Here is a 14054-nt window from a genome sequence, read left to right on the forward strand (position 1 = left end):
TACCAGAAAAAAAGAAGGGTCTGCGTTGGCAGACCCTAGTTACTACAATATTCATGCAACCTCCGCCAAGCACTTATACATGCATCTGCTCGACGATTGGCAGCGAGTAGTGCTGACCCCGGCTGAGGAGGTGCACCCGCAGGTCGCGGATGGTAAATGGCTCGCCGGGTTTGACTTCGTGGATGGTAGTAGAAGAGCAGTTCATGCCATCTACCACCACCACCAGTCCATCACCAATCACTTCCAGCTCCCGGCCCTTCGTGATGACCACGCCCGTGTTTTCTTCCAGGCCCAGCCCAATGCAGGCCGGATTGGTGGCTATAATCTGGGCCATGCGCACGATGCGGCCCCGCGCCACAAAATGGGTGTCAATGGCCACGTCGTGCAGAAACTCTAGGCCAGTGGTGATGTGAATTTCGTCCTTGAGCATGCCCGCATCGTTGCGCCCCTGGTAGATCATGGGCGTGCTCATGGCGGTAGCGCCGGCGCTGGTGCCTGCAATTACAAACCGCTCGTGGGTGTAGCGCTCTTTCATGCGGCGCTGCAGCATGGTGCCGCCCAGCAGCGCGGTAAGCCGCAGCTGGTCGCCACCCGTGAACATGACACCGCCGGCTTCTTCCAGTAGCTTCAGGTTCTTCTCGTCGTTGGCCTCCGCCCGCTCCTGGATATTGAGCACCTTCACCGGGCCAGCGCCCAGCTTCTGGAAAATGGCCACGTACTCTTCGCCAGATGCTTCGGCTTCTTCCGAGGCCGTAGGAATCACCAGAATCGGGCCTTTCACTTCATCTACAAAACGCTGCAAAATGAGCTCAGGCGCCACATCGGGCCGGTCAGCGGCTTCCTCCTCCGATACTTCTGCTTTGCGCTCGTGGCCACCAATAGGAATCAGAATGCCTTTGGGATGCGGACAGTTAGCCGATGCGGGGTGATGAGGGGCCGTACTTTTTTTGCGGGATGCAGGCATGATTTCAGACTAGTAAAAACAGCAGATACATAGCTCAGACAGTGGCCTAGCAGGCCTCTAGGCCACTATTCAGCGCTATTTGTGGGGGCGAGGTTGGCGTTGGCCGGCCCGTTCATCAGGTGGCCATAGGCGTCGAAGCGGGAGCCGTGGCAGGGGCAGTCCCAGCTTTTCTCCAGGCCATTCCAGTGCACCACGCAGCCCAGGTGCGGGCAGATAGCCGAGCACTCGTGGGTGTTGCCAGCGTCGTCGCGGTACACGGCCACCTTCGTGATGCCGCGGCGCAGCACCGCCCCGGTGCCGGGCGCTATTTCTTCCGGCTTGCTTACGTCGCCACCCGTCAGCAGATCCGTGTATTCGGCGACCACGTTCACGTTTTCCCGCACAAACTCTTTCACCGATTCCGGGCGTACCGTCACTCGGCCGGGGTCGTAGAGGTGCGCCCACGGGTTGGGGCGCTCCAGGATAAGGTCGGTGATGATTTGCGCGCCCAAGGTGCTGTGCGTCATGCCGTGGCCCGAGTCGCCGGTGATGATGTACACGTTTTCAGCATCCAGCGGATTGCGGCCGGCATAGCCTAGGCCATCTACCGGCTCCATCACCTGCCCCGACCACTGGTACTCAATGCTCTCAACTGCCGGGAAGTGCTCCCGCGTCCACTCTTCCAGGCAGCGCAGGCGCTCCTCGGGCTTGTCTTCCTGTCCGGTTTTGTGGTCTTCGCCTCCCACAATCAACAGGTCGTAGTCGGGCTGTTCCTGCAGGCGGATATAGTGATACGGGTCGGAAGTATCCCAGTACAGCGCCCGCGTAACGGCCCCTTTGGGCACGCGGGCCGCCAGTGCATACGTACGATACGGTGACTGTTTGGTGTGCATCACTACCCGGTCGTTCATGGGGGTGTTGGTGGCCACTACCACGGCCCGGGCCTGCACATCTATCTCGTCACTGATCACAGCACGCGCCTGGTTGCCGCCATATACTTCCGCTACGTGGGTATGCGTAAATATTTTCCCACCCTGGCGCTCTATCGCCTCGGCAAGACCCCGCAGATACTTCAGAATATGAAACTGGCCCTGATCTGGAAAGACCAGGCACTCGCCGGTTCGGAAGCCTTTCGCGCCGGCATCGGGCACGCGCTGTACGTCGGTGAGGCCCGCCCGGTAGGCAGCGGCCTTCTCCTCATCCAGTTCTTTGGGCTTCCCATTTTTGGGCAGGAATAAGTACCCATTGAGGCGCGTAAAATCGCAGCTGATATGCTCGCGCCGCACAATTTCTTCAATGCAGTCTATAGCCTGCCCATGGCTATCGGCGGCCAGGCGGGCGCCGGCTTCGCCAAATAGCTGCTCCAGAGTAGTATAGCGGTCATCAAGGGCATTGGAAAGGTGGGCCGTGGTGCGGCCACTTTCGCCACTCGCCAGCTCTCCATCTTCCAGCACCACTACCTCCAGGCCTTCTCGCCCCAACAGGTAGGCCGTAGTGAGCCCGGCAATGCCCCCACCTACCACCACCACATCGGCCACAATGGACTTGCGCAGTGAAGGGTATTTGGGCAGCGCCTCCGTGGTGCCGAACCAGGAGGAAAAGGTAGCGCCGGAAGTACGGGTTGGGTGAGGAGTATCAGCCATATGCCTGGAGTAAGAAAACGGTGAAATAGCGTTTTTCTACGCCCGGTCCTGACACCAGGTTAAGGTTCAGCTTGCCAACTTAGTACAGGATATCATCCACGGGCTCCAGCTTGGGCGGCACCTCGGTTTCACCCAGCATCTGGCGCAGATCGATTTCGATGGAGCGGCAAATGGCCGTCATCGGGACGTCGTTCATCTCGTTCTCGAAGGGGTTTTCGCTGGTGTGGCCTACCACTTCAATAGTATTGAACACCCACGAAACCAGCACCGAAAATGGCACCGTCAGCCAGATATGATCGGGGCCCATTTTGGCAAACTCGCCAATGAGGCCTAGCGGAAGCAGCCCCACGAAAATCCAGATAAACACGTAGCTAAAAAAGGCGTACTGGCGCGGGAAGGGCGTGTTCTTGATTCGCTCACAGCCACCCTGCAGATCGTAGAGGATTTCCAGCGTCCGTATCATCTGCACGTGCTGGAAGTCGTTGAGCAGGCCACGCTCCTCGCGGAGCACGCGCAAGTCGGCGGCCTGCTGCCGGATGAGGTGGGCCGGAGGGTTTCCCATTTTCCGCAGTCTTTCCGATTCTTCCTCGTCGAGGAAAGGCGCTACGGCGGCGTCCCATTGCTCGGGCTGGCGGCGCAGATTTAGGCGCAGGGCATTGCACCACGCAATTTGGCGGTACACCATCCGCCGGTGCCGCACCGAAAGCTCCTGGGCTGAGGCCGCGGGCGCATCTACATTGGGGGCATCTACCACCGAAGTTACGAACTCCAGCGCTTCCACGGCAAAGGTGCGGCTGCTGTTCACGATGCCGCCCCACAGCTTGCGGCCTTCCCAGAAACGCTCATAGGAGCCGTTGTTTTTGAAGCCGATGTAGAACGCCACCGCCGTACCCAGCAACGACACCGGCTGCCACGGAATAGATACCGAATGCAGCCGCAGCGGCCCATACACAAAGCACACTACTACCGAATAGAGGGTAAACAGCAGCAGGCTTTTCCAAGCATACTTCCAGATAACGCGCCAGCGAAGATTATTACGAACGTACACGAAGAGACAGTTAATGAACAGAAGGACAGGCCAAGACTGAGCCCGGCCCTGCAAAGTACGAGCACCATATTAACCTCGCATTAAACTGGCCTACGCAGTACGCCGCTTCTACCCTACGTGCTTACCCGGCCCAACAGTTGTCGGGCTAAATCAGAAACGAAGTTGTCGTTATGCTTGAGCTTACTTCTGCCAGATGCTGGTAGGAGCAGTTGGCCTTTCCGAATGGCTGCCTGTCACTGCACAGCCGTTGGATTATTCCAGCATGATGCCCATCAGGCGCATCAGCTGGCTGGCATTGAAGGCCCGGCATACGCCCGGCGTAAGGTGGTAGTCGAAGCGCAGGGTGCCATCGGGCTCCAGGAAGCTGTTGAAGCTGAAGTTACTGACAGTGCCCGGCAGTTCCTGCTCCAGAGCCGCCAGCTCCAGATCGTGGGTGCTGATGAGGCCACTGGCGGGGCGCTTGTGCAGCTGGTGCACCAGGGCACGGGCGCCGCGGTGGCGGTCCTGGGAGTTGGTACCCTTCAGGATTTCATCAAGCAGATAAAACACCGGCAGCTGCGCGGCTTTGGGCGCTTCGGCCAAGTCTAGCAGCAGGCGCAGGCGCTTTAGCTCAGCGTAGAAGGAAGAGGTGTTTTCCGCAAGGTTGTCGTTGGTGCGCATGGCGGTGTACACCTGTGCCGGACTGCACCGAAAACTACCGGCTGCTACTACCGCGCCGGCTTGGGCCAGCACCAGATTGAGGCCTACGGTACGCAAGAAGGTACTTTTGCCGGCCATATTGGAGCCCGTAATCACGGCCGTGCGGCCTAGGCCACTCAGGCTGAAATCATTCGTGATGCGCTGGTGGTCGAAGATGAGCGGGTGGCCTAGCGCCTCGGCAGTAACCTCCAGCGCTTCCGTGCTCAGGCCCGGCTCGCAATACGCAGGGTTGGCAGCCCGAAACGCAGCCAGGCTTACCAGCGCATCCAGCTCGGCGGCCGCTTCCAGCAGCGGCTCCAGCTTCCCGCCAAGCCTACGCTTCCAGCGTTCCAGCTGCCACATACCCCACAAGTCCCAGAGCAGCAGCGCATTCACGGTGCCGGCCACGGCGGGGTTTTGGCGCAACGAAAACCAGCCAGCAATTCGGGCCAGCCAGCTTAGCAGCTGCGAGGCAGAAATGTCTTCAGCCACTTGCAGCGTGCGGTGCAGGCGGCGCAGCGCTGAATCTTGCCAATCGCGCTGCTCGAAAAGGGCGAGTTGGTCGTGGGCCGCGCGAAGGGCGTCGCGCATGGCCATTACCTGCTCGAAGTAGTTGGTGCGTTGGGTGCTGAAGCGTGAATTCAGGATGCCCGTCAGTAAGAGGCCTACGAGCAAATATCCCGCTCCGTAGCTATTGAAAACAGCCACCAGGCCACCTACGGTTACGAGCGGCAACAGCGCCATCAGCGGCAGTAGCCAGCCTTTTTCCACAAAAAAGTCGGGCAGTTGGAGCCAGCTCGCAAACTGGCGCGGATCTGATTCCTGGCGGGCGTAGTGCCGGGCGCGGGCCTGCCACTCCTGCTGCCACGCCACATCGGGGGCCAGCTCGGCGGTAGCCTGCTGGCGGGCGCGCACGGCGGCGGCGGGACCAGGCTCAAGCAGCCAGCCGGCCAGCCAGTCCTGGCCTAGCCGCGAGGTGCTGCGGTTCAGCAACTGAAACAGCGAATGGCTGCCGAATACGTCGAGGTCGGCGGCGTACGGGTGCTGGGTATCGAGGTAGCGCAGGCCAGGGTCGAAGCCGGTGAGCTTGCCTTCCAGCCGCAACTGCTCGTCGCGGTTAAGCTGGGCCAGCAGGCGATGATGTTCCCGCTGGTAGCCCACGCTGCTGTGCCACCGGACCAGGCCTAGAAACACGAGGTAGGCCACAAACAGCAGGACAAAGCCCGCCACGGTCTGGCCGCCCATAAACAGAAACCAGCCGCCTATGGCCGCGCCCGCAAACACCAGCAGCCGTACCAGCGCCACCACCTGGTGCCGACTGGCGAAGTATTTTTCCTGCGCTAAATGATGCGTCAGGTTTTCCTGAAACAGCTCAGCAGGTGGCACGGTAAGCGGACGAAAAGCGGGAGAAGCAGACACAGCAACAGAGTCGGTGAAGCTGCGAAGGTAACTGGGAGGGGATGAAATGGTGACGAGGTGAGTTTGACGTTCTGACGGCACCTCTTGCACAGATGGCGTGGTCCTAGCCTATTGTCGTTGCGAGGACGAAGGACGAAGCAATCCTTCCTGGTCGTAAGCAATGCAGTTGATGAAGCTATAAAGCCCTTACTTCCACTGTGGAGGTAAGGGCTTTTCAGTAGGCCAGTAGGTGGCACGACAGGAAGGAAAGATTGCGTCGTCGTGCCTCCTCGCAATGACAGAAGTGTGGCCTACTGCGCCGCCTAGACCAGTCAGCACGTCAAACTTACTATTTCACCATCTCACCTCATCACCGCAATGCATTTCAGCTCAATGGCAATGGGGGTGGGAAGGCAGTTAATCTCCACGGTAGTGCGGCAGGGCTGGTTGCTCAGGAAATACTCTGCGTAGAGGCGGTTGTAGGCGTGGAAGTCGTCGCGCATGTTGGTTAGGTACACGGTCACGTCCACGAGGTCTTCCCAGCGGGCTCCGGCTTCTTCCAGAATGTAGCGCACGTTCTGGAACACGGCGTGGCACTGGCTCTCAAAATCGTAGCGCAGGATGTTGCCGTCCTCGTCCAGCTCTACGCCGGGCACGTGCTTCTGGCCCCGTTGGCGCGGCCCTACCCCCGAGAGAAACAGCAGGTTACCGGCGCGCCGGGCGTGCGGATACAGGCCTACGGGCTCGGGGGCGCGGGAGGAGTTGTGGGCAGAGGAAGTAGGTTCAGTCGACATACGTCAAATCTACCGAAAACCGGCACTTTTCGTATTGTAGCCGAACGCTAGGCCAGCTGGTGCGGTTCTTGTCCAGGCATGGCTCCATCATTCTCCCATTCCAGCTACTCCATGAAGCACACTTTCCGCCATTTTGCCCTGGCCCTGGCTTGCAGCACAGTTGGCCTGGCGCCCGTTTATGCCCAGCAAAAGCTGAAATACCCCAAGCAGCCGGCGGCCAACGAAATTTATGATGCTGTAGAGAAACCCGCCGTGCCGTTGGGTGGCCTAGAGGCCTACGCACAGTATCTGGCCGATAAGCAACAGTACCCCACGGCCGCGTTGCAGGCCGGCACCCAAGGCACCGTGAACGTAACGTTTGTGGTGGAGAAAACCGGCTCCATTTCCAATGTAGCCGTGGCCCAGCCTGTGGCCCCGGAGCTAGACGCCGAGGCTATTCGCCTGATTAAGGGCGGCCCGCGCTGGACGCCAGCCCAGCACCGGGGCGGCGTGGTGCGTCAGCGCGTATCCGTGCCCATCACGTTTCAGATTCCGGCTGGCACAGAAGGCGCAGCCGCTGCCAGCACCACGCCTAGCACTGCTGCCGGGCCTACCACGCAGGTTGTAACGCCTGATAAGCCCGCTAGGCCAGTAGGTGGCACCGATGCGTTTTTTGAGTGGATTCAGCAGAATCAGAAATATCCGGCGCTGGCCCGCCAGCGCAAAATTCAGGGCCGCGTGATGATGGAATTTGTGATTCAGAAAGACGGTACCCTCACTGATATCAAGCCGCTTAAGCGCCTGGGCTCGGGCCTCGATGAAGAAGCCATTCGGCTGATTAAAGCTGCGCCGAAATGGGAGCCTGCTACTTATAAAGGGCAAGCCATGAAGCAAAAGATGGTGTTGCCTGTTGTGTTCCAGTTATAGCCCTGTTCCGAAGCTAAAATTTACGTGTTGGCTGCAACGCGAAATCGTTTCGGCGGCTCGTTAAAGTAAATCTGTTCCGTAATCGTCTGCCTGGTTACCCCGGCCAACGAGTTAGTGGCCTACCTGCTCCCCAGATGTGGGTCACTTATTCTACTCTTTCTGATGCTTTCGCCCCTGCCCCTCATCTCGGCCCCGCCCGTCGCTTTTGGCAACCCGTTACCCCTCCCCGATAGATATACTATCTGGCCTTACCAGGCGCGGTTCCGACAGGCAGCTCAGGCAGTGGCCAACGGCATTTTTGAGGCGCTCGACGAAGACCTGGACCCTTATGTGCTGCTGCTGGCGCTGCCTGCGGAGGATGAAAGTGGACTGGTTTCTACCGATGTGTTTCTGGAACCCGAAGACTGCGGCTTCGATGCGGCGGCTTTCACGGGGGCCATGGCCCGGGGACAGCACATCCAGTTCACGGCCGACTGGACGAACCCCGAGAATACGCTCATGACGGAGCCCATGATTCAGCGGCGGGCCCACGCCATTGGGCTGCGCTACTCGGTGCAGGAAGTACTGGAGGAGCTCGATAACCAGGGCAAGCGCGTTTCCTTCGCGGGTTTCCCGATTCAGATTGATCGGCACTTTGTGATTCCGGTGCTGCAGCTCAACCGCAAAATCGTGAGCAGCTACCCTACGCTGCAGCCCAACCGCTTCTACACCGATGGCCGCATTCTGCCCCATTCTCTGCTTTCGGCGGCTATTGTGCGCTTCAACGAAGAGTGCCTGAAATCCTTGACGGAGCCGGAACCCGGCTCGGGCCAGTTGGTGCGCCCCCGCGACACCGACGAGCTGATTCGGGCCGCGGGCAAGCTGTTTATGGACACCCCGGCGCAGGATGTGGGCATGAACCCATCGGCCACCAAGCTCTTCACCACCTGCAACACTATTTCCTCCTTGCGTTACGAGGGTGCCGAAGGAGTAGGCAAGCTGCTGCTGGCCCGGCGGGGCCACCCCAATCTCAGCGAGATATTTGCCCTCACCTGCCCTACGCCGCTCACCGACTATCGGGCCGTGCGCAAGCTCCTGGAAATGACCACGCAGGATGTCAGCTTGCTGGCCGACGGCGAGAATGTATACGCCCTGGGTCGCCAGGTAGGCCACTACGACGGCACCCGCGAAGACCTGTTCGTCATCAACTTCGTGAATCACTATGCCTGGGAGTTTCAGCATGATGGGCAGGTGCTCATGCGCGCCCATTATGGCCTTCCCAGCCTACCGCGCACCCGCCTCAACCGCAACAAATTCCGCCGCGACCTGAAGCGCACTTTCCAGCTCACGAACCCTGAAAAGATTGAACGACTATGGGACGTAGTGATGGAAGCCAGCCGCCAGAAACACGGTACGCTGCTCGTCATCACGACGGAAGCGCTGGCCGAAGCCGACCGCCTGAAGCTGCAGTGCACGCTCATTGAGCCCGTACCACTCACGCCCCTCATCACGCGTCTGGTCACGGCCATTGATGGGGCCGTACTCCTCGACCCCGAGTCCTACTGCTACTCCATTGGCGTTATTCTGGATGGGAAAGCCTCGGGCCACGGTAACAGCACCCGTGGCGCCCGCTACAACTCCGCCATTCGCTACGTGGATAGCTCGCCGTATCCGTGCATTGCCATTGTGGTAAGCGAAGACGGCCTGGTAGATGTCATCACGAAGGAAAGCCTGCGGGAGGAGTAAGCTCAATCAATATGAATTACTGAAAACGGTCGTCGGGCTGGCACAACTACCCTTGTTGTGCCAGCCCGACGACCGTTTTACTAGTGTAAAACTTATTTCTGCAGCTCATGCAACGCTTGTGCGGTGAACTCTCTCAGGTAGATAGTAAAGTTACTATTCCACTACTACTACATGAATCACCGGTTATTTATTCTCGCTACCAGCCTGCTCCTGCCCGGGCTGCTTTTCTCCTGTCAAAAAGAAGAAGAACTCCAACCGCCTATTGAGCAAATCATTCCTTTGCAGGTCGGTAATGAATGGCAGTATAGAGAATACCTCTACAACCGAGATGGATCCCTGACAGATTCCATGGGCATTTATACCCGCTCGGTCTTGCGCGATACCGTTATCAACAAGAGCACGTGGTACATCCTCAACGACCGGAGTATTGTGCAGAATGCCAGACAAGGCTACGCCTATTACAATGCCGCCAGCAACCAGGGCTTGCTCGTGTACCAAGGCGGAGACATGGGAGGCGTGGGCTACAACTACGTGTATCCCACCTATAACCTGTGGGTGTACACCGTGCCTACCCATGACCGGAAACCCATCCCCCACTCCCGACAGATGCTTTCGGGCAACCTATATCAAGTAGAGTATCAGTACAACTACAGCAGTCCGGCCTCCGTGCAAACGCAGAAGCGCGAAGAATGGGTAGTGCCCAACATAGGCGTGGCCCGCGCCGATGTGTATTACCGCAACACTACCCAGCTGCAGCGCCGCCGGGAGCTGATTAGCTACAAGCTCAAATAACCAGCGCTAAGCCTTCTTTGCCCGAAACGACCAAGTGATGCGGAAGATGGCTACGACGTCGCCGGCTTGGTCTAGGCCAGTGCTGGTGCACACCACCGTCCGGCCCTCCCCGGTTTCGCGGCTTTCCGCTATGGCCTGGCCTATTGCAGCACCGTCTTCGCTGGTGAAGGCAATCAGACCCACGGCTTTCTTAGTGAATTCCGCTTCCATCCCCACTACCAGCATGGAGGCCGGCGGACCACTTTGCACGTGCATCATGGCCAGTAGGCCACTCGCCATTTCGGCGGCCATGCTCAGGCACGCAAAGTAGATGCTCCGGAAGGGGTTTTTGGTGAGGTACTTAAACGGCACCGTCACAGTAGCCCGTTCCACGGACAGGTCGCGCACGCGCAGGCCTGCCAGGTAGGCCATCGGCAGGCTCTTCAGCATGAATAGCCGCAGCTTCAGGGGGTTCTGGATGGTGCGGCGGAACTGCACCATGCGAGGCGTATCGGTGGAGGCGGGAGCGTGTGGGGTCATGGCGAAAGATATCGATTTGCGACAATTTGTTAGGCAAGCCTACTTTATAGCCTGGCACATACGCCGTAGGCCACTATTTCCGCTTGGTGCGAGAGGGCGAGGCCTGGCCTGGCCTAGGCGCCGTTGGATACACCGTCAGTTCCTTGTAGCCAAACGTAGCATCCGTCTCGCGCCGGAAATCCAGCTCCGGCATTTCCCCAATCACCAGCTCCGCAGTGGTGTACACGCGGTTGCCATCCAGCAAATGGCCGCCGATGGTGCGACCCGTGGAGTCGGCGACGGAGAGGTGCAGGTGACTGCCATTGATGGAGAGCGTACCTACCAACGACACAATTTCGAAGTGGCCTTTGTATTCCGTGGGCCCCTCCTGATTAGCCAGGCGCAGGTTGGTAGTGGTGAGGCTGCCCACACAGGTAAGCACCATGGCCGCGCGCATCTGGTGTTGCTCCGTGAAGCGCAGCAGCTCTTTGCGCAGATCGTCGCCGGGGCGGAGGCGGAGAGCGTACGTGCGCAGTGAGGACGACGCAGCAGCAGGCGTATCAGACATAACAGCGGGAGATTGGGCCTGGGCTACTAGAGCGGTTAAGGCCAGAAGCCCAGATAAGGCAAATCGAATCATGCGGGTAAGGTAAAGAAAGCTACACTGGCCTAGGGCCCAACAAAAAGCCCCTGCTTGGTTAGAGCAAGGGCTTTCTGTTGGGTCTTAGGCCAGCTAAGTGGCCTAGCGAATGTAATAGGGCGTTTACTTATTGAAGCTCACGTTGCCGTAGCGCACTTTGATGTTCACGTTGCCAGCGGCTCGCGCAGATGCGCCCCCGAAACTGCCTTGCATATCACTGGAAGAGGCACTGCTTTCTTCAGACGCTACCCGCACCAGACGTTTGTCTACCAGGAGTTTGCCGTGGTCGGTGTTTACATCAAACTTGAAGGCCGCTTCATCGGGGAAGTTAAGCTGGAAGGTGCTGTAGCCTCCATCGAGATTTATCTGACGGAAGTTTTTGCCGGTGCTGCGCACTTCAAAATTGGGGCAATACTGCACCGTCATGTCCAGCTGGTTGCTGAGCTTATCGATGCTGAATTTGGAGTAGCCGGAGGTGCCGCGCAGGTTGCGCACGTTGCCTAGCGCTACGTCGCCGTATTTGCTGTGCACCGTCAGATCCTGTACCGTTCCAATGTCGATATCGGAGGAGTTGTTGCGCAAATCCACTATTTCGCCCGCCGTCAGGCGCAGCTTGGAATAGGAAGCATCGATGCTGGCTTTGCGCACATACGGAATGGCACATTGCCCGTTCCCTACGCGCACCAGATTGCGCAGTCCTTCCAGACGCGCAGTGCGTAGACTGCCGTATTCCACGGCTAGCTCCATAGCGCCACTCATGTCCCCGGTCAGAATTACTTCGCCAAACGTGTTGTACACCTTGAGCGGAGTGTTTTTGGGCACCCACACTGTGTAGTTTACCTCGTAGAGCTTGGTGCGGCTCCAGCATTCCCGTGGCATAGCGCCAAAGCGCGACTTAGCGCTGACGCCTTCTACCACAGGATCATTGTCCTGCACCTGTACCTGAATCATTTCCTGCAGCTGCTGGGCCTTCTCCTCGGTGTCGGAGCGCGTGATGATGTCGACGTCGGTGCGAATTTCGTTGCGGCTCCACACATTCACCTGCACCCGGCCATAGCGGGTATCCAGCACGAAAGGCCGGCCGTTGGCCGCAAACGTGCGGCTCAGCTTGCGCACTTTCTCTACGGCTGGTACCTGAGCGTCGTCCTGAGGGCCTTGGGCGGTGCTGCCCTGGCAGGCATCGTTCGGGCCGGCCTGCCCTTGGGGCAATGCCGTATCTCGGGGGCCCTGGTAATACTGCACAGGCGCCCCGGCAAGCGGATCCTGTACTACCTGAGCACCCGCCGGCACAACGGCCGCTGCCAGCAACCCTGCTAGCGGCAGCATACGCCATGGCCAACGGCCCGATACGGTAAAGGAACGACGGGAGCTCATAGAACTAGGGCATCCGGCGGCTGTCGGCCACCATGTAAGGTTGGTTATGATAATCCCGAATCCGCTCGCGCGTGCGGAGCTGCTGCGTGAGTAAGTCCAGCCGGATTTGCAGGTTGCGGTTCATGGCATCCAGCACCACATCGGGCTCCGGATTGCGGTAAAGCTCCACGGTTAGCTGACGGTAGGTTGAATCCAGCGAGGTTAGCTCGTGCTTCCAATCGGCCTGGGGAGCGGCGGAGGTAGTTTCAGCATCCAGCGTGGAGAGCTCCTGCTGACGCTCGGCAATTTGGGTAGCATAGTAAGCCTCCATGCGCTTTACCGCGCTTTTCAGCCGCTGCTCCGGGCTATCGGTAGCGGCCGTAGCCGTTAGGCCGGGGCCCGTATAGAAGTTCTGCGCCGGGCTGGAGGCCGGAGCAGGTACCGTAGCCACGGCACCAGAGCGCGTCCAGATAGTGGCAGGCTGGTGGTTTTGCCAGAAGTATCCGCCTAACAACAGCAGCGTAGCCACAGCGGCAGCAATGCCGTAGGGTCGGGCCGCACGAACTTCCTCGGCGGTTGAGATGGGCAAGACGGGCACCGGCTGGGCCGGCGCATCTTCGGGGTATAAAGCAACTATGCGCAACGGGGCCTCCTCCTCAACGGAAGCCTCCGGGGCAGCAAGGTCTTGTTCGATGTCGTCCCAGAGACTAGGGCGCGGCTCGAACGCATCAAAGTCGGCGCGATGACGCTCAACAAAGGATTCAAGTCCGGTTTTCTTCTCGTTCATGTCAGGTGGTGATACGCTCTAGGCCAGGTAGCTAGGCATCGTCAGGGGTGTTGGGGTGGGCGATGCGAGGCTAAAAACAGAACCCGGAGTTAGATCGGGGCAAAAAGTAAATCTTAAGCGAAATACGAACTAGAGGCCATGCTGGCGGGCTAGTTCCAGGAGCTTTTTACGGGCCCGGCTGTATTGCGACTTCGAAGTGGATTCGGTGATATGCAAAATGCTGGCAATTTCGGCGTGGTCGTAGCCTTCCAGCAGGTACAGGCTCAGCACTACGCGGTAACCATCAGGCAGCTCCTGCACGCAGCGCCGCACCACATCGGCCCGCCACGACAAATCTTCGGGGTCTAAGCCACCGCTGTGGTCATCGTGGTCGATGGCGGCGTTATCATGCTGATCTGCCAGGGGTACCAGATGCAGGCGCCGGTTGCGCAGGCAGTTGATGCTTTTGTTGATAACGATGCGCTTGAGCCAGGAGCCAAACGACGAGTCGCCTTTGTAGCTGTGCAGCTCCCGGAAAGCACTCAGGAACGATTCCTGCAACACGTCCTCGGCCTCGGCAAAGTCGCCGGTGATGCGCAAGGAAGCGTTGAACATGGCTTTCGAGTAGCGCTTATATATTTCAGCCTGCGCCCTTCGGTCGCCGAGGCGGCACCGCTCTACCAGCGGGGCGTTGATGTCGGTATATGCAAATGCCTCCATGGGTTGCGTCTGGGTTGGCGGGGGTTCGGAAACGGGTGAATCGTAAATATCCAACTTTTTCCGGGCTAAAACGGCTCGTGCTATCAGGTAAGCAAGTGAAAGACAGGCCTAGGCCAGTGGGGTTGCACTTCGCTTACAAGACACCTGATA

General features: G+C 58.9%; 13 protein-coding genes. 3 read left to right on the top strand and 10 right to left on the bottom strand.

From position 1 onward, the window contains the following. Nucleotides 1-73 precede the first annotated feature (73 nt). From CFT68_RS14215 to CFT68_RS14235, 5 genes are all read right to left on the bottom strand, one after another. Nucleotides 74-964: a cyanophycinase gene (locus CFT68_RS14215; protein WP_088844217.1), complete on the bottom strand. Its 891-nt coding sequence runs from the start codon at nucleotides 962-964 to the stop codon at nucleotides 74-76. A gap of 65 nt (nucleotides 965-1029) precedes the next feature. Beyond that, nucleotides 1030-2586, bottom strand: coding sequence for an FAD-dependent oxidoreductase (locus tag CFT68_RS14220; protein WP_088844218.1), 1557 nt, complete (start codon nucleotides 2584-2586; stop codon nucleotides 1030-1032). A gap of 79 nt (nucleotides 2587-2665) precedes the next feature. Further along, entirely contained in the window at nucleotides 2666-3634 is a 969-nt protein-coding gene (locus tag CFT68_RS14225) for a bestrophin family protein (RefSeq protein ID WP_088844219.1), read from the bottom strand. 252 nt (nucleotides 3635-3886) lie between these two features. Continuing rightward, nucleotides 3887-5731: a MutS-related protein gene (locus CFT68_RS14230; RefSeq protein ID WP_141106572.1), complete on the bottom strand. Its 1845-nt coding sequence runs from the start codon at nucleotides 5729-5731 to the stop codon at nucleotides 3887-3889. Nucleotides 5732-6072: 341 nt separating this feature from the next. Continuing rightward, the gene (locus CFT68_RS14235) at nucleotides 6073-6504 is read right to left on the bottom strand and encodes a RidA family protein (protein WP_088844221.1); all 432 of its coding nucleotides are present in this window, start codon (nucleotides 6502-6504) and stop codon (nucleotides 6073-6075) included. Nucleotides 6505-6615: 111 nt separating this feature from the next. On the opposite strand from CFT68_RS14235, the gene CFT68_RS14240 reads away from it, so the two are divergent. The 3 genes from CFT68_RS14240 to CFT68_RS14250 all read left to right on the top strand — a co-directional run bounded on the left by CFT68_RS14240 (nucleotide 6616) and on the right by CFT68_RS14250 (nucleotide 9927). Next, nucleotides 6616-7410, top strand: a complete 795-nt coding sequence (locus tag CFT68_RS14240) for an energy transducer TonB (RefSeq protein WP_170934813.1) — start codon at nucleotides 6616-6618, stop codon at nucleotides 7408-7410. A 162-nt stretch (nucleotides 7411-7572) separates the two neighbouring features. After that, nucleotides 7573-9135: a DNA integrity scanning protein DisA nucleotide-binding domain protein gene (locus tag CFT68_RS14245; protein WP_088844223.1), complete on the top strand. Its 1563-nt coding sequence runs from the start codon at nucleotides 7573-7575 to the stop codon at nucleotides 9133-9135. A 171-nt stretch (nucleotides 9136-9306) separates the two neighbouring features. After that, the gene (locus CFT68_RS14250) at nucleotides 9307-9927 is read left to right on the top strand and encodes a hypothetical protein (RefSeq protein WP_088844224.1); all 621 of its coding nucleotides are present in this window, start codon (nucleotides 9307-9309) and stop codon (nucleotides 9925-9927) included. A 6-nt stretch (nucleotides 9928-9933) separates the two neighbouring features. On the opposite strand, the gene CFT68_RS14255 is transcribed toward CFT68_RS14250, so the two are convergent. The 5 genes from CFT68_RS14255 to CFT68_RS14275 all read right to left on the bottom strand — a co-directional run bounded on the left by CFT68_RS14255 (nucleotide 9934) and on the right by CFT68_RS14275 (nucleotide 13904). Next, nucleotides 9934-10446, bottom strand: a complete 513-nt coding sequence (locus tag CFT68_RS14255) for a DUF4442 domain-containing protein (RefSeq protein WP_245815396.1) — start codon at nucleotides 10444-10446, stop codon at nucleotides 9934-9936. Between the two features lie 73 nt (nucleotides 10447-10519). After that, nucleotides 10520-10993, bottom strand: a complete 474-nt coding sequence (locus CFT68_RS14260) for a PPC domain-containing DNA-binding protein (RefSeq protein ID WP_245815397.1) — start codon at nucleotides 10991-10993, stop codon at nucleotides 10520-10522. A 195-nt stretch (nucleotides 10994-11188) separates the two neighbouring features. Then, the gene (locus CFT68_RS14265) at nucleotides 11189-12439 is read right to left on the bottom strand and encodes a DUF4097 domain-containing protein (protein WP_141106573.1); all 1251 of its coding nucleotides are present in this window, start codon (nucleotides 12437-12439) and stop codon (nucleotides 11189-11191) included. Nucleotides 12440-12443: 4 nt separating this feature from the next. After that, entirely contained in the window at nucleotides 12444-13205 is a 762-nt protein-coding gene (locus CFT68_RS14270; protein ID WP_088844227.1) for a hypothetical protein, read from the bottom strand. Between the two features lie 129 nt (nucleotides 13206-13334). After that, complete coding sequence (locus CFT68_RS14275; RefSeq protein WP_088844228.1) at nucleotides 13335-13904, bottom strand: RNA polymerase sigma factor; 570 nt, start codon at nucleotides 13902-13904, stop codon at nucleotides 13335-13337. Nucleotides 13905-14054: the final 150 nt, after the last annotated feature.

The sequence above is a fragment of the Hymenobacter gelipurpurascens genome (assembly GCF_900187375.1).
Taxonomy (GTDB): Bacteria; Bacteroidota; Bacteroidia; order Cytophagales; family Hymenobacteraceae; genus Hymenobacter; species Hymenobacter gelipurpurascens.

What these genes read in the sequence shown, in the direction of transcription:
- CFT68_RS14265 (WP_141106573.1), bottom strand. Translation starts at nt 12,439, where the DNA reads ATGAGCTCCCGTCGTTCCTTTACCGTATCGGGCCGTTGGCCATGGCGT.
- CFT68_RS14255 (WP_245815396.1), bottom strand. Translation starts at nt 10,446, where the DNA reads ATGACCCCACACGCTCCCGCCTCCACCGATACGCCTCGCATGGTGCAG.
- CFT68_RS14215 (WP_088844217.1), bottom strand. Translation starts at nt 964, where the DNA reads ATGCCTGCATCCCGCAAAAAAAGTACGGCCCCTCATCACCCCGCATCG.
- CFT68_RS14245 (WP_088844223.1), top strand. Translation starts at nt 7,573, where the DNA reads ATGCTTTCGCCCCTGCCCCTCATCTCGGCCCCGCCCGTCGCTTTTGGC.
- CFT68_RS14250 (WP_088844224.1), top strand. Translation starts at nt 9,307, where the DNA reads ATGAATCACCGGTTATTTATTCTCGCTACCAGCCTGCTCCTGCCCGGG.
- CFT68_RS14275 (WP_088844228.1), bottom strand. Translation starts at nt 13,904, where the DNA reads ATGGAGGCATTTGCATATACCGACATCAACGCCCCGCTGGTAGAGCGG.
- CFT68_RS14235 (WP_088844221.1), bottom strand. Translation starts at nt 6,504, where the DNA reads ATGTCGACTGAACCTACTTCCTCTGCCCACAACTCCTCCCGCGCCCCC.
- CFT68_RS14260 (WP_245815397.1), bottom strand. Translation starts at nt 10,993, where the DNA reads ATGTCTGATACGCCTGCTGCTGCGTCGTCCTCACTGCGCACGTACGCT.
- CFT68_RS14220 (WP_088844218.1), bottom strand. Translation starts at nt 2,586, where the DNA reads ATGGCTGATACTCCTCACCCAACCCGTACTTCCGGCGCTACCTTTTCC.
- CFT68_RS14270 (WP_088844227.1), bottom strand. Translation starts at nt 13,205, where the DNA reads ATGAACGAGAAGAAAACCGGACTTGAATCCTTTGTTGAGCGTCATCGC.
- CFT68_RS14240 (WP_170934813.1), top strand. Translation starts at nt 6,616, where the DNA reads ATGAAGCACACTTTCCGCCATTTTGCCCTGGCCCTGGCTTGCAGCACA.